This is a genomic window from Pseudomonas sp. NY15372 (assembly GCF_048068215.1).
Classification (GTDB): domain Bacteria; phylum Pseudomonadota; class Gammaproteobacteria; order Pseudomonadales; family Pseudomonadaceae; genus Aquipseudomonas; species Aquipseudomonas guariconensis_A.
Genome location: NZ_JBLUPY010000026.1, coordinates 18,129 through 36,418, shown reverse-complemented (window position 1 = coordinate 36,418; position 18,290 = coordinate 18,129). Strand labels below are relative to the sequence as shown.

The 18,290-nt window shown below is 64.9% G+C and carries 14 protein-coding genes, 2 tRNA genes and 1 pseudogene; all 17 read right to left on the bottom strand.

What is annotated here, in order from left to right; genetic code table 11:
• Positions 1-35: 35 nt before the first annotated feature.
• Positions 36-112, bottom strand: a tRNA-Asp gene (locus tag ACNFG0_RS16845).
• Between the two features lie 78 nt (positions 113-190).
• A tRNA-Val gene (locus tag ACNFG0_RS16840) sits at positions 191-266 on the bottom strand.
• Positions 267-626: 360 nt separating this feature from the next.
• Positions 627-1,400 (bottom strand): SDR family oxidoreductase, encoded by a 774-nt coding sequence (locus tag ACNFG0_RS16835; RefSeq protein WP_196146010.1) that lies wholly within the window; start codon positions 1,398-1,400, stop codon positions 627-629.
• On the bottom strand, positions 1,397-2,608 hold the full coding sequence (locus tag ACNFG0_RS16830; RefSeq protein WP_196146009.1) for an O-succinylhomoserine sulfhydrylase: 1,212 nt from the start codon (positions 2,606-2,608) through the stop codon (positions 1,397-1,399). Before ACNFG0_RS16830 ends, ACNFG0_RS16835 begins: the two co-directional genes overlap by 4 nt.
• A gap of 15 nt (positions 2,609-2,623) precedes the next feature.
• Entirely contained in the window at positions 2,624-4,129 is a 1,506-nt protein-coding gene (purF, locus tag ACNFG0_RS16825) for an amidophosphoribosyltransferase (protein WP_196146008.1), read from the bottom strand.
• A gap of 42 nt (positions 4,130-4,171) precedes the next feature.
• Positions 4,172-4,726, bottom strand: coding sequence for a CvpA family protein (locus ACNFG0_RS16820; protein WP_084855060.1), 555 nt, complete (start codon positions 4,724-4,726; stop codon positions 4,172-4,174).
• A gap of 263 nt (positions 4,727-4,989) precedes the next feature.
• Entirely contained in the window at positions 4,990-5,658 is a 669-nt protein-coding gene (locus ACNFG0_RS16815; protein WP_416765694.1) for an SPOR domain-containing protein, read from the bottom strand.
• A pseudogene (gene folC, locus ACNFG0_RS16810) lies at positions 5,642-6,945 on the bottom strand (bifunctional tetrahydrofolate synthase/dihydrofolate synthase). The gene ACNFG0_RS16815 and the pseudogene folC overlap by 17 nt, the downstream one beginning before the upstream one ends.
• Entirely contained in the window at positions 6,945-7,838 is an 894-nt protein-coding gene (gene accD / locus ACNFG0_RS16805; RefSeq protein ID WP_196146005.1) for an acetyl-CoA carboxylase, carboxyltransferase subunit beta, read from the bottom strand. Before accD ends, folC begins: the two are co-directional and overlap by 1 nt.
• A gap of 250 nt (positions 7,839-8,088) precedes the next feature.
• Positions 8,089-8,709 (bottom strand): phosphoribosylanthranilate isomerase, encoded by a 621-nt coding sequence (locus ACNFG0_RS16800; protein WP_196146004.1) that lies wholly within the window; start codon positions 8,707-8,709, stop codon positions 8,089-8,091.
• A 60-nt stretch (positions 8,710-8,769) separates the two neighbouring features.
• Positions 8,770-9,624 carry a tRNA pseudouridine(38-40) synthase TruA gene (gene truA / locus ACNFG0_RS16795; RefSeq protein ID WP_416765692.1) on the bottom strand — a complete coding sequence of 285 codons (855 nt, stop codon included), beginning with the start codon at positions 9,622-9,624 and terminating at the stop codon, positions 8,770-8,772.
• A gap of 195 nt (positions 9,625-9,819) precedes the next feature.
• Positions 9,820-12,450: a FimV/HubP family polar landmark protein gene (locus ACNFG0_RS16790; RefSeq protein ID WP_416765690.1), complete on the bottom strand. Its 2,631-nt coding sequence runs from the start codon at positions 12,448-12,450 to the stop codon at positions 9,820-9,822.
• 71 nt (positions 12,451-12,521) lie between these two features.
• Positions 12,522-13,526, bottom strand: coding sequence for an aspartate-semialdehyde dehydrogenase (locus ACNFG0_RS16785; protein ID WP_416765689.1), 1,005 nt, complete (start codon positions 13,524-13,526; stop codon positions 12,522-12,524).
• A gap of 202 nt (positions 13,527-13,728) precedes the next feature.
• Positions 13,729-14,841 carry an aspartate-semialdehyde dehydrogenase gene (gene asd / locus ACNFG0_RS16780; RefSeq protein ID WP_196147006.1) on the bottom strand — a complete coding sequence of 371 codons (1,113 nt, stop codon included), beginning with the start codon at positions 14,839-14,841 and terminating at the stop codon, positions 13,729-13,731.
• Between the two features lie 64 nt (positions 14,842-14,905).
• The gene (leuB, locus tag ACNFG0_RS16775) at positions 14,906-15,988 is read right to left on the bottom strand and encodes a 3-isopropylmalate dehydrogenase (protein WP_196147005.1); all 1,083 of its coding nucleotides are present in this window, start codon (positions 15,986-15,988) and stop codon (positions 14,906-14,908) included.
• A gap of 119 nt (positions 15,989-16,107) precedes the next feature.
• Positions 16,108-16,752, bottom strand: coding sequence for a 3-isopropylmalate dehydratase small subunit (leuD, locus tag ACNFG0_RS16770; RefSeq protein ID WP_416765688.1), 645 nt, complete (start codon positions 16,750-16,752; stop codon positions 16,108-16,110).
• Positions 16,749-18,182, bottom strand: a complete 1,434-nt coding sequence (gene leuC, locus ACNFG0_RS16765) for a 3-isopropylmalate dehydratase large subunit (RefSeq protein WP_196156325.1) — start codon at positions 18,180-18,182, stop codon at positions 16,749-16,751. The genes leuD and leuC overlap by 4 nt, the downstream gene beginning before the upstream one ends.
• Between the last annotated feature and the right edge of the window lie 108 nt (positions 18,183-18,290).

The following is an 18,290-nucleotide window of genomic DNA, read 5'->3' as shown; positions in this document are numbered from 1 at the left end:
CCCAGACCGGTGAAAACACCCATCTGAAGAATAAGTGGCGCAGCGGACGGGACTCGAACCCGCGACCCCCGGCGTGACAGGCCGGTATTCTAACCGACTGAACTACCGCTGCGCATATGGACTTGCGTCCGGTTCCTCTCAATTAGGAAGCTTCTTTCGAAGGCTCCCGGGTCAGGAACATCTCAGGAAGTGGTGGGTGATGACGGGATCGAACCGCCGACCCTCTGCTTGTAAGGCAGATGCTCTCCCGGCTGAGCTAATCACCCTCGCAGTGTTGCTTGTTGCGTTTGCTTCGCTGAGGCCGCGAAATTTACGCAGATACCGAAGCTAAGTCAATAGCCCCATTGAATTTTTTTCAAAAAGGGCAAAAACGGTGATGGGAAAAGTGATGCCTTGCTCGGCTACTTGGTTGGCTGCCAAGCCAACGCCTACAGGTACAGCGGGGCCTCGGAAAACAGCGCAGGACAGGTGGGAGATCACCCAGCCCTTCCGGGCTTCGCTATCGCGCAGAACAAACGGCTAGCGCTGCCCCTGTGGGAGCCGGCTTGCCGGCGATTGGGCTGACCTGCAGGGCACAAAGCAAAAAGGGACCAGACGGTCCCCTGTTGCAGCTCAAGACCCGCCGCTCAGGCGTAGATCATCTTGCGGGTCATCCCGCCATCGACCACGAATTCCTGCCCGGTGACGAACCCTGCCTGACGCGACAACAGCCAGGCCACCAGCGCGGCGACATCTTCCACCGTCCCTACCCTGCCCGCCGGATGCTGGGCATGGTCGGCGTCGGTCAAAGGCTCTGCGCGCCGCTCGGATGGGTCGCGGGCATCGATCCAGCCGGGGCTCACGGCATTGACGCGAATCTCCGGCCCCAGGCTCATGGCCAGCGCATGGGTCAAGGCCAGCAGCCCGCCCTTGCTCGCCGCATAGGCCTCGGTATCGGGCTCCGATTGGCGGGCACGGGTGGACGTGAGGTTGACGATGGCCCCGCCATGGGCACGCAAGTACGGCGCACAATGCTTGGCCAACAGCATCGGCCCACTGAGATTGACTGCCAGGGTGCGATTCCATTGGGCCAGGGAGAGGCTTTCGAGGGTTTGGTTGTGCGGGTTGGCGATGGCCGCGTTGCACACCAGCGCATCCAGACGCCCGAACTGCCCCAGCACCTCGGAAACAGCCGCGCTGACCTGGGCCTCGTCGGCGACATCCATGGCCACGAACCAGGCGTTGTCGCCCAATGCCTTGGCGACCTTGGCTCCGCGTTTGCGATCCAGGTCGCCCAGCACCACCTGCCAGCCTTCGCAGATCAGCCAAGCGGCGATGCCCAGGCCGATGCCGCGGGCGGCACCGGTCACCAGGGCGACCCGGCCGTTATGGCCGGGCTCGCCGCCCGCCCAGTCGATCACAGCGCCGCCAAGCCGCGGGCCAGGTCGGCTTGCAGGTCGGCCACGTCTTCCAGGCCGACGGCGACGCGGATCAGGCTGTCGCGGATCCCCGCAGCCTCACGTTCCTGAGGCGTCAGGCGCCCGTGGGAGGTGGTGGCCGGGTGGGCGATGGTGGTCTTGCTGTCACCCAGGTTGGTGGTGATGGAGATCACCCGGGTGGCATCGATGAAGCGCCACGCGCCCTCTTTGCCGCCCTTGACCTCGAAGCTCACCACCGCGCCGAACCCGCTCATCTGGCGCTTGGCCAGCTCATGTTGCGGGTGGCTCGGCAGGCCGGCGTAGTGGACCTTCTCCACACCCTCCTGTTGCTCCAACCATTCGGCCAGGGCCTGGGCGCTCTCGCAATGCGCACGCATGCGCAGCTTGAGCGTCTCCAACCCTTTGGTGAAGATCCAGGCGTTGAATGGGCTGAGGGTCGGGCCGGCGGTACGCAGGAAGCCCACCACTTCCTTCATGTGCTCGCTGCGCCCGGCCACCACGCCGCCCATGCAACGGCCCTGGCCGTCGATGAACTTGGTCGCCGAGTGGAACACGATGTCCGCGCCGAGCTTGAGCGGTTGTTGCAGGGCCGGCGTGCTGAAGCAGTTGTCCACCACCAGCAGCGCACCACGGGCGTGGGCGACTTCGGCCAGGGCGGTGATATCCACCAGCTCAGCCAGGGGGTTGGACGGCGACTCGACGATCAGCAGCTTGGTGTTGGCCTTGATGGCCTTTTCCCAACCGCCGATGTCAACCAGCGGCACGTAGTCGACCTGCACGCCGAAGCGCTTGAAGTATTTCTCGAACAGGCTGATGGTCGAGCCGAACACGCTCTGCGACACCAGCACATGGTCACCCGCGCTGCACAGCGACATGACCACGGCCAGGATCGCCGACATGCCGGTGGACGTGCCCACGGCCTGCTCGGCGCCTTCCATGGCCGCCAGGCGCTCCTCGAAGGCACGCACGGACGGGTTGGTGTAACGCGAATAGACATTGCCCGGCGTTTCGCCGGCAAAGCGCGCAGCCGCGTCGGCGGCCGTGCGGAAGACATAGCTGGAAGTCAGGAACAGCGCTTCGCTGTGCTCGGCTTCCGGTGTGCGGTGCTGACCGGCGCGCACCGCCAGGGTGTCGAAACCGACACCCTCGAGGTCACTGTCCAGTCGACCGGCATCCCATTGATCCGTCATGCCGTCGCTCCCAAATCAGTTGTTGTAGAGGTCGATGATCGCGCTGACGGCCTGGTTCTTCACCTTGGCTGCGTCGTTGCGCGACTGCTCGATACGCTCCAGGTAGGCGTCGTCGATGTCGCCGGTGACGTACTCACCATTGAACACCGCGCAATCGAAGTGCTCGATCTTGATCTTGCCGCCACCGACCGAGTCGATCAGGTCAGGCAGGTCCTGGTAGACCAGCCAGTCGGCGCCGATCAACTCGGCCACCTGTTCGGTGGTACGGTTGTGGGCGATCAGTTCGTGAGCGCTCGGCATGTCGATGCCGTAGACGTTGGGGTAGCGCACCGCGGGGGCCGCGGAGCAGAAGTAGACGTTCTTGGCGCCGGCTTCGCGGGCCATCTGGATGATCTGCTTGCAGGTGGTGCCGCGCACGATGGAGTCGTCCACCAGCATCACGTTCTTACCGCGGAACTCCAGCTCGATGGCGTTGAGCTTCTGGCGTACCGACTTCTTGCGCGCGGCCTGGCCGGGCATGATGAAGGTTCGGCCGATGTAGCGGTTCTTGACGAAGCCTTCGCGGAACTTGACGCCCAGGTGGTTGGCCAGCTCCAGGGCCGCGGTGCGGCTGGTGTCCGGGATCGGGATGACAACGTCGATGTCATGGTCCGGGCGCTCGCGCTGGATCTTCTCGGCCAGCTTCTCGCCCATGCGCAGGCGCGCCTTGTATACCGAGACGCCGTCCATGATCGAGTCCGGGCGGGCCAGGTAGACGTGTTCGAAGATGCACGGCTGCAGCTTCGGGTTGTTGGCGCACTGCTTGGTGAACATCTGCCCTTCTTCGGTGATGTACACCGCTTCGCCCGGCGCCAGGTCGCGGATCAGGGTGAAGCCGAGCACGTCCAGGGCAACGCTTTCCGAGGCGATCATGTACTCGACGCCTTCGTCGGTATGGCGCTGGCCGAACACGACCGGGCGGATGCCGTTGGGGTCACGGAAGCCGACGATGCCGTAGCCGGTGATCATCGCCACCACCGCGTAGCCACCAACGCAGCGGCTGTGCACGTGGGAGACCGCAGCGAACACGTCTTCCTCGGTCGGCTGCAGCTTGCCGCGCACGGCCAGCTCGTGGGCGAACACGTTGAGCAGCACTTCCGAGTCGGAGTTGGTGTTGACGTGGCGCAGGTCGGACTCGTAGATCTCCTTGGCCAGCTGCTCGACGTTGGTCAAGTTGCCGTTGTGGGCCAGGGTGATGCCGTAAGGCGAGTTGACGTAGAACGGTTGGGCCTCGGCCGAGGTCGAGCTGCCCGCGGTCGGGTAGCGCACGTGGCCGATGCCCATGTGGCCGACCAGGCGCTGCATGTGGCGCTGCTGGAAGACGTCGCGCACCAGGCCGTTATCCTTGCGCAGGAACAACCGGCCGTCGTGGCTGGTCACGATACCGGCAGCGTCCTGGCCGCGGTGCTGGAGCACGGTTAGCGCGTCATACAGCGCCTGATTGACGTTCGACTTACCGACGATACCGACGATGCCACACATGCGACGCAACCCCTACTTTGATGAAACTTGATTGAAAAGCGCTCAGGGCCTGGTGGGCCCGAGCAACTGTTCCTTGAACGGAAGATCAGCGGGTGCGCTGACTCCACTGGACATCCACTGACCGGTGAACCCCAGGATCAGGTTCTTCGACCAATCAGCCACAAGGAGGAACTGTGGAATCAGGCGCGATTCCTGCCACCACGGGTCCTGTTGTACCGGCCCCAGGCTCAACAGCCCGATGGCCACCACCACCAGCAAGGCCCCCCGCGCGGCACCGAATGCCATGCCAAGGAAACGATCGGTGCCGGACAGCCCGGTCACGCGGATCAGCTCGCCGATGAGGAAGTTGATCATGGCCCCCACCAGCAGGGTGGCGACGAAAAGAATGGCGCAACCGGCGATGATGCGTGCCGAGGGCGTCTGGATATAGCTTTCAAGATACTGCGAAAGGGAGCCGCCGAACATCCAGGCGACCGCACCGGCAACGATCCAGATGAGCAGGGACAAGGCTTCCTTGACGAAGCCGCGCTTGAGACTGATCAATGAGGAAATGGCGATGATCGCGATGATCGCCCAATCAACCCAGGTAAATGCCACGGTGTTGCCTGCCGACGTTTGAGGCGGCGCATTTTACCAGAGCGGCGGGCTTGGGGTAAGCGGAATGTCAGGTGATTCGCGATAGCCCTATCGCCGGCAAGCCGGCTCCCACAGCCCCCGCAAAATCAAAAATGATGCGTTGCCCTATGGGAGATCACCCTGCCCTTCGGGCTACGCTGTCGCAGGGAACTGAGTTCGCGAGCAGTCCGCACACCCTATGGGAACCGGCTTGCCGGCGATAGGGCTGCAGGCGCAGCCCAGGCTCAGCCGCGCTCAGGCTGGAAGCGCACCACGAAGCCCTTGAGGTTGTGCTGGCGGTTGATCGCGTCGCGCAGGCGCTCGGCCTCGGCACGCTCGATCAGTGGCCCGACATAGACCCGGTTCATGCCGCCGGCCGAGCGGACATAGGCGTTATAGCCCTGGCTACGCAGGGTATTCTGCAGTTTGTCGGCACCGGCACGGTTGGACAGGCTGGCCAGCTGGATCGACCAGCTCACCGGCAGGCCATTGGCATCGACCTTGGACGGTGCGGCAGGCTTGGGCGCGGTCGCGGTGGGTGCGGGCGTTGGCGTCGCAACCGGCTTGTTCTCGACTTTCGGCACTGGCTTGGGTGCCGGCGCCTGTGCAACTGCCGACTGGGACGGCCCCGGGGTAATCGGCTGGCTGGGCGTGGTCATGGGCGCGGAGGACTCGTCGACGACCACCGGCGGTTGCTCCGGCTGTTCCGGCAAAGGCTGAGGCTCGGGCACCTGCACAGGTGTCACCTCCACCTGCGGTAAGCTCGGCATCGCCGGCGCCTCGGGTGCCTCGACACGCACCTGGCGCATCTCGTCCTCACGGGTGAACAGCATCGGCAGGAAGATCACCGCCAGCGCCACCAGCACCAACGCACCGACCATGCGCTGCTTCATCCCTTTATCCAGCACTGCCATCTACTCCTCCGGAGCTTGCCGCTCTAGCCATTCCAGGGCTTGGCCGACACAGAAAAACGAACCGAACAGCAGGATCTGGTCATCCGCCGTCGCCTGCGCGCACTGCCCCTCGAGGGCCGCATCGACGTTGGCGTAAGACTTCACCGTCGCACCGAGGTTCGTCAAGGCCGCCGCAAGCTCCGCGGCCGGACGGCTACGCGAGGTGTGCAGCGGCGCCACTGCCCATTCATCGACCAGCCCCTTGAGCGGCGCGATGACGCCTTCCAGGTCCTTGTCGGCGAGCAGACCGAACACCGCCAGGCGCCGCCCCTTGACAGGGCGAGCGGCCAGGCGGGCCGCGAGGTATTCGGCAGCGTGCGGGTTGTGCCCTACATCCAGCAACAACTCCAGGCGCTTGCCTTGCCAGTGCACCGCACGGCGGTCCAGACGGCCGGTAACCTGAGTATCGAGCAGTGCCTGGCGAATCTGCCCGGCATCCCAGGGCAGCCCCATCAACACGTAGGCCTGCAAGGCCAGGGCCGCATTTTCCATCGGCAGGTCCAGCAATGGCAGGTCGTGCAACTCGACGCTGCTGCCATCGGCCCGCGTGCCGCGCCATTGCCAGTGCTGCTCGGTGGTGGCCAGATCGAAATCGCGCCCACGCAGCAGGAACGGGCAGGCCAGCTCGCGCGCTTTGTCCAGCAGAGGCTGTGGCGGGTTCAGGTCGCCACACAGGGCAGGCTTGCCCTGGCGGAAAATCCCTGCTTTCTCGAAGGCAACCGATTCGCGGGTATCACCCAGATAATCGGCATGGTCGACACCGATGCTGGTCACCAGGGCGAGGTCTGCATCGACCAGGTTGACCGCATCCAGACGGCCACCCAGGCCGACCTCGAGCACCACGGCATCCAGGGCCGATTGCTGGAACAGCCAGAAGGCCGCCAGGGTGCCCATTTCGAAATAGGTCAGCGTGATCTCGCCACGGGCCGCCTCGACGGCCGCGAAGGCTTGGCACAGGCGCTCATCGCTGGCCTCGACGCCGTCGATACGCACCCGTTCGTTGTAGCGCAACAGGTGCGGCGAGCTGTACACGCCGACCTTGAGGCCCTGGGCCTGGAGCAGCGCAGCGACGAACGCGCAGGTCGAGCCCTTGCCGTTGGTGCCGGTGACCGTCACCACCCGAGGCGCAAGCGTGCCCAGCCCGAGCCGGGCAGCCACTTGTTGCGACCGCTCCAGGCCCATGTCGATGGCCGAGGGGTGCAACTGCTCGAGGTAGGCGAGCCAGTCGCCCAGGGTATGAAGGTTCATCACGCGACGGCAGCCACCTCGAGGGCCTCTGCCGGGGTCGCCTGACCGGTCATCTGCGCCAGCAGGCGGGCCAGGCGCGGACGCAGCTCGCCACGGGAGATGATCAGGTCGATGGCGCCATGCTCGAGCAGGAACTCGCTGCGCTGGAAGCCTTCGGGCAGCTTCTCGCGCACGGTCTGCTCGATCACGCGTGGGCCGGCGAAGCCGATCAGGGCCTTAGGCTCACCGACGATCACATCGCCGAGCATCGCCAGGCTCGCAGAAACGCCGCCGTAGACAGGGTCGGTCAGCACCGAAATGAACGGGATGCCTTCTTCACGCAGGCGCGCCAGCACGGCGGAGGTCTTGGCCATCTGCATCAGCGAGATGAGAGCTTCCTGCATGCGCGCGCCGCCGGATGCGGAGAAGCAGACCATCGGGCAGCGGTGCTCGAGGGCGTAGTTGGCCGCGCGTACGAAGCGCTCACCGACGATGGCGCCCATGGAGCCACCCATGAACGAGAACTCGAAGGCGCTGACCACGATCGGCATGCCCATCAGGGTACCGCTCATGGAGATCAGGGCGTCTTTCTCGCCGGTCTGCTTCTGGGCCGCGGTCAGGCGGTCTTTGTACTTCTTGCCATCGCGGAACTTCAGGCGGTCGACCGGCTCCAGGTCGGCACCCAGCTCGGCACGGCCTTCGGCGTCGAGGAAGATGTCGATGCGCGCACGTGCGCCGATGCGCATGTGGTGGTTGCACTTGGGGCAGACATCCAGGGTCTTTTCCAGCTCCGGACGATACAGCACGGCCTCGCAGGCCGGGCACTTGTGCCACAGGCCTTCTGGCACCGAGCTCTTCTTCACCTCGGAACGCATGATCGAAGGGATCAGTTTGTCGACTAACCAGTTGCTCATGCTTTCTTTCTCCAGTATCGGTGGGCGGGGGCCGGTCTGGCCGGCCATGCCCTGCCCTTGAGCTCATGTTCTTCAATGAAACGATGACGGCCCGGCTCCGGGGCCCGCGCGATGCGAGCCAGCCTGGTGGCCGAGCCATCGTCAACCTGTCATGCCGGTAGTCCGCACGGCCCGCCCCATGGGCAGGCCTGGCAGCACCGGGCTGCGAAAGCTATGGACGATGGCGCGCGGGCAACCGTCACATCCGTCATCACGCCTGTTTCACCGCACGCATGAACGCCTCGATCTTCGCAGCGTCCTTGATCCCCTTGGCCTGCTCCACGCCGCCACTGACATCCACCGCATAAGGGCGCACCTGGGCGATGGCCTGAGCGACGTTGTCCGCCGACAGGCCGCCAGCCAGGATGACTGGCTTGCTCAGGGAAGCCGGCACCAGCGACCAGTCGAAAGCCTCGCCCGTGCCACCCGGAATACCCGGCACGTAGGTGTCCAGGAGAATGCCACGGGCGCCGGCGTACTGCCGGCAAGCCGCCTCGAGGTCATCACCGGGGCGCACCCGCAGGGCCTTGACCCAGGGGCGATGATAGCCCTCGCAATCGGCCGGGGTTTCATCGCCGTGGAACTGTAGCAGGTCGAGCGGGACCGCCTCGAGAATCTCGTTGAGTTCGCAACGCGAAGCGTTGACGAACAGGCCGACCGTGGTCACGAACGGCGGCAGTTCGGCGATGATGGCCCGCGCCTGGCGCACGTCCACCGCTCGCGGGCTCTTGGCATAGAAGACCAGGCCGATGGCGTCGGCGCCTGCTTCGGCGGCCGCCAAGGCGTCCTCGATGCGGGTAATCCCGCAGATCTTGCTGCGAACGTTGCTCATGGACAGCGAACCTTGAGTGATCGGTGAAAGGCCGAATGTTAGCAAATGACGTTTCGCCCGTCAGTCCGCAAGCGCCTCGTAGCCGGTCAGAAAGTGTGGGCCAATGTAACGGGCCGGCAGGTCGAATTCCTCGGGGTACTCCACCTGGACCAAGTACAGGCCATAGGGGTGGGCCGTCACGCCACCTTCCCGGCGGTTGCGCCCCTCCAGCACCTCGCGCGCCCAGGTGACTGGCCGCTCGCCGGCCCCGATGGTCATCAGCACGCCGGCGATGTTGCGCACCATGTGGTGCAGGAAGGCCGTGGCCCGGACATCCAGCACGATCATCTTGCCGTGACGGGTGACTCGCAGGTGATGGATGTGCTTGATCGGCGACTTGGCCTGGCACTGGCTGGCGCGGAAGGCACTGAAGTCGTGGGTACCGAGCAGGAACTGCGCGGCCTCGGCCATGCGTTCGACATCCAGCGGTCGGTGGTTCCAGGTCACTTCCTCGGCCAGGTGCGCAGGGCGGATCGGGTCGTTGTAGATGACATAGCGGTAGCGCCGCGCCGTCGCCTTGAAGCGGGCATGGAAATGCGCCGGCATCGGTCGGGCCCAGGTGACGCTGATGTCGTGGGGCAGGTTGAAATTGCTGCCCAGGGTCCAAGCTCGCTCATCGCGCACGGCGCGGGTATCGAAATGGACGATCTGCCCGCACCCGTGCACACCGGCATCGGTGCGCCCGGCGCAGATCACCGAGATCGGTTCGTTGGCCACCGTCGATAACGCCTGCTCCAGGGCCTGCTGGACACTCGGCACGCCGCTGGCCTGGCGCTGCCAGCCGCGGTAACGCGAGCCTTTGTATTCCACGCCCAGGGCGATGCGGAAGTAGCCTTCGGCCGCCGATTCGGCCGGGTCGATGTCGTTGATGTCCAAGAGCGCGAAACCTGTGGGTGGAACGGAAGGCGGGCATTATAACGGCAACGGCAGCCGGGAGGGCTGCCGTTGCTGGCGACGCGGTCCGCAAACAATGCCGGCCCTGTGGGAGCGGGCTTGTCCCGCGATTAGGCCGGGTCCGATATCACCGTCGCCCTTGATCGCGGGACAAGTCGGACCGCCGCGCCTACAACGCTAAACCAGTCGCGACAGCATGTCCTCGGCTTCCTGGCGCTGCTCGTCGTCGCCATCCTTGACCACTTCGTCGAGGATGTCGCGGGCGCCCTGGTGATCGCCCATGTCGATATAGGCACGCGCCAGGTCGAGCTTGGTGGCTACCTCGTCGACGCCGGAGAAGAAGTCGAAGTCCAGGTCATCCAGCGGGTCCGGCTCCTGAGCGGCATCGGCGGCGGTGAAGTGCGGCTCCAGCGATGGCGACTCCAGGCTTTGGGACAGTTTGTCCAGCTCGGCATTGACGTCATCGAGCTCCGAGGCGAATTGCTTGTCGGCCGGCGACTCGTCCTCCAGCGACAGGGACAGGTCGAAGTCCTCCGGCAGCTCCAGCTCCGAGAGCGGGTCGAATTCGGGAATCTCATCGAACGCTGCCAGCTCCGCAGCCACGTCGACCGGCGCCTCTTCCGTTGCCGCCGGCGCTTGCGGCTCGCCGACATCCAGGTCGAAATCGGACAGGTCATCCAGGCTTTGCGGTTCGGCCTGGGCTTGCTCCAACAGGGCTTCGAAATCGGCATCGGCTTCGGCGTCAGAGGCGACCGGTTCGGCTTCCTGCGGTGCAGCTTCTTCGGCCACTACGGTTTGCTCCGGCGCCGCCTCAAGCGCAGCATCCACCGGCAGGTCGTCGTCCAGGCTCAGGTCGAATGCGCCGTCCAGCTCATCTTCTTCGATGGCAGGGACGTCGGCGACGGCGTCCAGCTCGGCTTCAGGCGGGGCCTCGGCCGCGACAGGCGCATCGAGCGGATCCGGCTCGGCGTCTGCAGGCGCCTGTTCGCCGTCCTGCAGCAGGTCATGGACGTACTGCTTGTCCATCTCGGCCGCCAGGGCTGCCGCCCCCAGGCCGAGGGCAGCAACGCCGACCATGGCCGGGAAGCGCTCCTTCAAGGTGTCGACCTGGGCCTTGTTCTGATCGGTAGGCGAAAGCGCACGCTCCTGGTCCGCGAACGCGGTCTGGTCGCCTTGGCGGGCATAGACTTCCATCAGTTTCAATCGCAGGTCGCTGCGCTGCGGCTCGGCAGCCACCGCCGGCTCCAGCAGGTCGGCGGCATGGTTCAGGCGACCTTGCGCCAGGCTCTGCTCCACCTCGGCCAGCAGGCTGGCCGTTGGGTCCGCGTCAGCTACAGGCGCAGGCTCCGGTGCAAGCGGTTTTTCCGCAGCCGTAGCGGCAGCGGCCGAGGCAGCAACCACGGCTGGGGAGAGTTTCACGCTCGGCGCCGACACATCCAGTTCATCGAAGCTTCCAGCCGGCGCGTTCAGGTCAGGGCTGCGTTCGCCCTCCTCGGCCAGCGCGCGGGCCATGCGCAGGTGCTTCTCGGCTTCCTGCTGGGCCTTGCGCTTGCGGGCAAGCAACAACAGCAGTACCAGCAGTACCAGGAACGCAGAGCCGGCGAGCAGGCCCAGCAGTACCGGGTTGCCCATCAGTTCGTCGAGCACGCCCCGGGCCTGCTCGCCTTGCTCGGCAGGCGCCGTGTCCACCGCAGCCGGTGCCGGCTTGACCACCGGCTCGGTCGAGGGCAGCTGGGCATTGACTGGCGGCTGCGTGGGCGCAGGTTCGCCAGGCAGCGCGGCAGGCGGTGGGGCCTGCACCGCGCCTTGCGCCTCGAGGCGTGCCAGCTGGTCGTTCTTGAGCTCGATCAGGCGCTGCAGCTTGTCCAGCTGGCTCTGCAGGTCGGCCATGCGGCTCTTGAGTTCTTCGTTGTCACGGCGGCTGGTGTCGAGGCTTTCCTGGGCCACGGCGAGCTTGTCGCTCAACGCCTTGGCCTCGCCCGCCTCGCCCTGCCCGCCGGGGCTGACCAGGCGCAGGTTGTCACCCTGGGCGATACGCTCTGGCGCCTCGCCGGCCGCGGCGCGTCGGGTGGCGTCCAACTGCCGGGCACGCGGCCCCAGGCGCCGGCCTTCACGCCAGGCAGTGTACTGCTCGGCCACCTCGCGAACGGCTTCGCCCTGGGGAATGCCCTGGATCTGCTGCTGATCAGGCAAGCGCAGCACCTGCCCAGTCTTGAGCTGGTTGATGTTGTTGCCGATGAAGGCATCCGGGTTCAACGCCTGGATCGCCAGCATGGTCTGCTGGATCGAGCCGCCCTGAGTATTGCGCGCGGCAATCTGCCAGAGCGTGTCGCGGCGCTTGGTGGTGTAGCTGCCCGCACCGCTGACCGCTGGCTCGACGTTGGCCGCAGACGGTGCCTCGCCCTGGGCCTTGGCCTGGTCGAGCAGGACGTTGTAATCGCGCAACAGGCGGCCTTGGGGCCACATCACTTGCACCAGGAACTTCACCACCGGTGCCGGCAACGGCTGGCTGGAGGTGACTCGCAGCACACTCTTGCCGTTGGGGTTGATCACCGGGGTGAAGGTGAGGTCTTCGAGATAACTGGGATAGGCCACGCCAGCTTTGGCGAATTCTTCCGGTGGCGCCAGGCTCGGCGCCACTTCGGCAGTGGTAAGGTCGCGCACATCGAGCAGTTCGATCTCGGCATCCAATGGCTGGTTCTGCGCCGACTTGAGGGTCAGTTCACCCAATCCGAGGGCGTTCGCCATTCCGGACGACAACGCCGAGGCTGCCGCCATGGCCAGAACCAGTTTGCGAATTCGAAGCATGACCTCTTCCCTTGTAAGAATCGTCCCGAAACCTGCGTGTGGTGCAGGACAAAAGTACCCGCCAGTATCTTTTACGCCATGTCATTTATCAACAAGGTGGCCACTTGCACGGCGTTGAGGGCCGCGCCCTTGCGCACGTTGTCGGTGGTCAGCCATAGATTGAGCTGCTCTTGTTCATCGATGCCGTGGCGTACACGACCAACATAGACCACGTCCTGGCCTACTGCGTCGCCGACGGCCGTCGGAAAGTCATCCAACTCGACCAACTCGACGCTTTCGGCAGCTTCCAGGGCGTGATTGACGGCGGCCAGGTCGACCGGACGGCGGCTCTGCACGGCCACGCTGAAGCTGTCGCCATAGAACACTGGGGCCTGGACGCAGGTCACGGAGATCTTCAAGGTCGGCAGGTCAAGCAATACGCGCAGCTCATCGACCAAGCGGCGTTCCAGGCGAGTGTGGCCCTGCTCATCGGCAGCGCCGACCCGCGCCAGCAGGTTGAAGGCGACTTGGCGGTCGAAAAAGCGCGGCTCCAGTGGCCGGGCGTTGAGCAGCTCGGCGGTCTGGCGAGCCAGCTCGCTGACCGCTTCGCGGCCCTGGGCTGAAACGGCCAGGCATGCCATGACCTGCACACGCTCGATGTCCAGCAGGCCCTTGAGCGGGGCCAGGGCCACGGCCAAGGCGACGGCTGCAGCACTGGGGCTGGCGACCTGGGCGGGTTGTTCGAGCTGGGCGAGCTTGTCGCCATTGGCTTCCGGGACCACGGCCAAGGCCTGGTCCAGGCCTCCGGACAGGTCGATCACCGCGCAGCCGGCCTGCTGGGCCTTGGGGGCGAAGCTGCGGGTCACGGCTGGGCTGGCGGCGAAGAATGCCAGCTTGACCTGGGTGAAATCGAAGCTGTCGACTTCGCGTACGCGCAGCTTCTTGCCGGCGAACATCAAGTTGCTGCCGGCGGATTCCATGCTGGCCAGCAGGTGCAGGGTGGCCACGGGGAAATCGAGTTCCTCGAGGATCTGAACGAGGGTTTCGCCGACGTTACCGGTGGCGCCGATGATGGCGATGTCGATGGGCTGGGGCATTTGGGGTCCTTCTGGTGGAACTGGGGGGGGGTGGGGACTTTACTTGGGTCGGGCGGCTGAAAGTAAGTGCTTGGCTTGAGTTTTGGGGCGGTGCGGAAATCGCGCGCCGCCCCACTCCCAAACCGTACACCCACACCACCCATAAACAAAAAACCCGCACCACCAAGGGCACGGGTTTTTCGCTCAGCCCGGCGAGGGGCGATCAACGCTCCAGCAGGATCCGCAGCATGCGGCGCAGCGGCTCGGCAGCGCCCCACAGCAGTTGGTCACCCACGGTGAAGGCGCCCAGGTACTGCGAGCCCATGTTCAGTTTGCGCAGACGGCCAACCGGCACGTTCAGGGTACCGGTCACCTTGGTCGGGCTCAGCTCCTGCATGCTGATGTCGCGCTGGTTCGGCACCAGCTTCACCCACGGGTTGTGCTGGCTGATCATGCCTTCGATATCCGCCAGCGGCACGTCCTTGTTCAGCTTGATGGTCAGCGCCTGGCTGTGGCAGCGCATGGCGCCGATGCGCACGCAGATACCGTCGACCGGAATCGGGTTCTTGAAGCGACCGAGGATCTTGTTGGTCTCGGCCTGGGCCTTCCATTCTTCACGGCTCTGGCCGTTCGGCAGTTCCTTGTCGATCCATGGGATCAGGCTGCCCGCCAGTGGTACACCGAAGTTCTCGGTCGGGAAGGCTTCGCCGCGCATGGTCTCGGCGACCTTGCGGTCGATGTCGAGGATGGCGCTGGCCGGGTTGGCCAGGTCATCGGCCACCGCCGCGTGGATGCCGCCCATCTGCTTGATCAGTTCACGCATGTTCTGCGCGCCGGCACCGGAGGCAGCCTGGTAGGTCATGGCGCTCATCCACTCCACCAGCCCCGCCTCGAACAGGCCACCCAAGCCCATCAGCATCAGGCTGACGGTGCAGTTGCCGCCGATGTAGTTCTTGGTGCCCGCGTCCAGCTGCTGGTCGATGACCTTGCGGTTGACCGGGTCGAGGATGATCACCGCGTCATCCTGCATGCGCAGGGACGAGGCAGCGTCGATCCAGTAGCCCTGCCAGCCGGCTTCGCGCAGCTTGGGGAAGACTTCGTTGGTGTAGTCGCCGCCCTGGCAGGTCAGGATGACGTCGAGGGTCTTGAGCTCTTCGATGCTATAGGCGTCCTTGAGCGGAGCAATGTCCTTGCCCACGTTCGGACCCTGGCCACCCACGTTGGACGTGGTGAAGAACACCGGCTCGATGAGGTCGAAATCCTGCTCCTCCAGCATCCGCTGCATGAGCACGGAACCGACCATACCGCGCCAACCGATCAGACCTACACGTTTCATCGCAACTACACCTTTGCTAAAAGTGGGCCGCCATCGAAGGGAAGACGATGGCGGGCCAGAGAGATTACAGATTCCGCAGCGCTGCGACTACTGCGTCGCCCATTTCCTGCGTACCTACCTTGCTGCACCCGGCCGACCAGATGTCGCCGGTACGCAGGCCTTGGTCCAGCACCCGGCTGACAGCCTGCTCGATCGCGTCGGCGGCGGCCACCTGGTTGAAGCTGTAGCGCAGCATCATCGACACCGACAGGATGGTCGCCAACGGGTTGGCGATGCCCTGCCCGGCGATGTCCGGGGCCGAGCCATGGCATGGCTCGTACATGCCCTTGTTGTTGGCGTCGAGGGACGCAGACGGCAGCATGCCGATGGAACCGGTCAGCATGGAAGCTTCATCCGACAGAATGTCACCGAACATGTTGTCCGTCACCATCACGTCGAACTGCTTGGGCGCACGGACCAGCTGCATGGCGGCGTTGTCGACGTACATGTGGCTGAGCTCGACGTCCGGGTAGTCCTTGGCCACGTCCTCGACCACTTCGCGCCAGAGCTGGCTGGAAGCCAGGACGTTGGCCTTGTCCACCGAGCACAGCTTCTTGCCGCGTACACGGGCCATGTCGAAGCCGACGCGGGCAATGCGGCGTACTTCGCTTTCGCTGTACGGCAGGGTGTCGTAGGCCTGGCGTTCGCCGCCTTCCAGCTCGCGCTGGCCGCGTGGGGCACCGAAGTAGATGCCGCCGGTCAGCTCACGAACGATGAGGATGTCCAGGCCGGCGACGATTTCCGGCTTGAGCGAGGAAGCATCGGCCAGTTGCGGGTAGAGGATGGCCGGGCGCAGGTTGGCGAACAGGCCCAGTTGCGAACGGATCTTCAGCAGGCCACGCTCAGGGCGGATATCACGCTCGAGCTTGTCCCACTTCGGCCCACCCACTGCACCGAGCAGCACTGCGTCGGCCTTGCGTGCGCGCTCCAGGGTCTCGTCGGCCAGCGGCACGCCGTGCTTGTCGATGGCGGCGCCGCCGATCACGTCGTGCTCCAGGCTGATACCGAGCTGGAACTTGTCGTTGGCCAGCTCCAGCACCTTGACGGCCTCGGCCATGATTTCCGGACCGATGCCATCACCTGGGAGAATCAGAATCTGCTTGCTCATGCTTTCCTCTATCCTTTCGTACGGCGCGCCTGCTCGGCCCACCGGTAAAAACCGGCCCGGCGAACCGGCCCCTGTGCCACATCGTTACAGGAGCCGGCCCGCCGGGCAATGCGCAGCGATCAAACCTCGCGGAACAACCAGGGCTGGCTGGCGCGGTGCTTGGCCTCGAACGCCTCGATCGCATCGCTGTCCTGCAGGGTCAGGCCGATGTCGTCCAGGCCGTTGAGCAGGCAGTGCTTGCGGAAGGCATCGATCTCGAAGTGCAGCACCTTGCCGTCCGGGCGGGTCACGGCCTGGGCCTGGAGGTCGATGGTCAGCTGGTAGCCCGGGTTGGCCTCGACCTGCTTGAACAGCTCGCCGACTTCCTCGTCGCTGAGGATGATCGGCAGCAAGCCGTTCTTGAAACTGTTGTTGAAGAAGATGTCGGCGAAGCTCGGCGCGATGACGCTACGGAAGCCGTATTCGTCCAGTGCCCATGGAGCATGCTCGCGGCTCGACCCACAACCGAAGTTCTCCCGCGCCAGCAATACACTGGCACCCTGGTAGCGCTCGTGGTTGAGCACGAACTCCTGGTTCAGCGGGCGCTTGCTGTTGTCCTGGTAGGGCTGGCCCACGTCCAGGTAGCGCCACTCGTCGAACAGGTTGGGGCCGAAGCCGGTACGCTTGATCGACTTCAGGAACTGCTTGGGAATGATCTGGTCGGTGTCGACGTTGGCGCGATCCAATGGCGCGACAAGACCGATGTGCTGGGTAAAGGCTTTCATGCTGCGCTCCCTTGGATCAACTCGCGGACATCGATGAAGTGGCCGGTCACCGCGGCGGCGGCGGCCATGGCCGGGCTGACCAGGTGGGTACGACCACCGGCACCCTGGCGGCCTTCGAAGTTGCGGTTGGAGGTCGAGGCGCAATGCTCGCCGCTCTCCAGGCGGTCCGGGTTCATGGCCAGGCACATGGAGCAGCCTGGTTCACGCCATTCGAAACCGGCCTCGATGAAGATCTTGTCCAGCCCTTCACGCTCGGCCTGGGCCTTGACCAGACCGGAGCCCGGCACCACCAGCGCCTGCTTGACGTTGGCGGCGACCTTGCGGCCCTTGGCGATCTCGGCAGCGGCGCGCAGGTCTTCGATACGCGAGTTGGTGCACGAGCCGATGAACACGCGGTCAAGCTTGATGTCGGTGATCGCCTGGTTGGCAGCCAGCCCCATGTACTTGAGCGCACGCTCGATGGAGCCGCGCTTGATCAGGTCGGGCTCGGCAGCCGGGTCCGGCACGCGCTGGTCGACGGCCAGGACCATCTCAGGCGAGGTGCCCCAGCTGACCTGTGGCTTGATCTGCGAGGCATCCAGCTCGACCACGGTGTCGAACACCGCATCGGCGTCGGAGACCAGGCCCTTCCAGGCCTGTACCGCCTGCTTCCACTGCTCGCCCTTGGGCGCGTACGGGCGGCCCTCGACGTAGGCGACGGTGGTGTCGTCCACGGCCACCAGGCCCACGCGGGCACCGGCTTCGATGGACATGTTGCAGATGGTCATGCGGCCTTCCATGGACAGCTCGCGGATGGCGCTGCCGGCGAACTCCATGGCGTGGCCATTGCCACCGGCGGTGCCGATCTTGCCGATCACGGCCAGGACGATGTCCTTGGCGGTCACGCCGGCAGACAAGGTGCCTTCGACGCGAACCAGCATGTTCTTCATCTTCTTGGCGACCAGGCACTGGGTGGCGAGCACATGCTCGACCTCGGACGTGCCGATGCCGTGGGCCAACGCGCCGAAGGCGCCGTGGGTCGAGGTGTGCGAGTCGCCGCAGACCACGGTCATGCCGGGCAAGGTGGCGCCCTGCTCCGGGCTGATGACGTGGACGATGCCCTGGCGTTCGTCGTTCATCTTGAATTCGACGATGCCGTATTCGTCACAGTTCTCGTCGAGGGTCTGCACCTGCAGGCGCGACACCTGGTCGACGATGGCATCGATGCCGCCCTTGCGCTCAGGCGTGGTCGGCACGTTGTGATCAGGGGTGGCGATGTTGGCGTCGATGCGCCATGGCTTGCGGTTGGCCAGGCGCAGGCCTTCGAAGGCCTGGGGCGAGGTCACTTCGTGGATGATGTGACGGTCGATGTAGATCAAGGACGAACCATCGTCGCGTCGCTTGACTTCATGTGCTTCCCAGAGTTTGTCGTAGAGCGTTTTGCCAGCCATCAGACTGTTCCTCATCAGCGTATTTCTATGCCAATAACCCCTTGGCTTGTACGGTCGATGCTATGGCGTTAGATTGAATAACTCAAATTCATAATTTTTATACTTTGG

What these genes read in the sequence shown, in the direction of transcription:
- ACNFG0_RS16830 (WP_196146009.1), bottom strand. Translation starts at nt 2,608, where the DNA reads ATGACGGATCAATGGGATGCCGGTCGACTGGACAGTGACCTCGAGGGT.
- purF (WP_196146008.1), bottom strand. Translation starts at nt 4,129, where the DNA reads ATGTGTGGCATCGTCGGTATCGTCGGTAAGTCGAACGTCAATCAGGCG.
- ACNFG0_RS16815 (WP_416765694.1), bottom strand. Translation starts at nt 5,658, where the DNA reads ATGGCAGTGCTGGATAAAGGGATGAAGCAGCGCATGGTCGGTGCGTTG.
- accD (WP_196146005.1), bottom strand. Translation starts at nt 7,838, where the DNA reads ATGAGCAACTGGTTAGTCGACAAACTGATCCCTTCGATCATGCGTTCC.
- ACNFG0_RS16800 (WP_196146004.1), bottom strand. Translation starts at nt 8,709, where the DNA reads ATGAGCAACGTTCGCAGCAAGATCTGCGGGATTACCCGCATCGAGGAC.
- ACNFG0_RS16790 (WP_416765690.1), bottom strand. Translation starts at nt 12,450, where the DNA reads ATGCTTCGAATTCGCAAACTGGTTCTGGCCATGGCGGCAGCCTCGGCG.
- ACNFG0_RS16785 (WP_416765689.1), bottom strand. Translation starts at nt 13,526, where the DNA reads ATGCCCCAGCCCATCGACATCGCCATCATCGGCGCCACCGGTAACGTC.
- asd (WP_196147006.1), bottom strand. Translation starts at nt 14,841, where the DNA reads ATGAAACGTGTAGGTCTGATCGGTTGGCGCGGTATGGTCGGTTCCGTG.
- leuB (WP_196147005.1), bottom strand. Translation starts at nt 15,988, where the DNA reads ATGAGCAAGCAGATTCTGATTCTCCCAGGTGATGGCATCGGTCCGGAA.
- leuD (WP_416765688.1), bottom strand. Translation starts at nt 16,752, where the DNA reads ATGAAAGCCTTTACCCAGCACATCGGTCTTGTCGCGCCATTGGATCGC.
- leuC (WP_196156325.1), bottom strand. Translation starts at nt 18,182, where the DNA reads ATGGCTGGCAAAACGCTCTACGACAAACTCTGGGAAGCACATGAAGTC.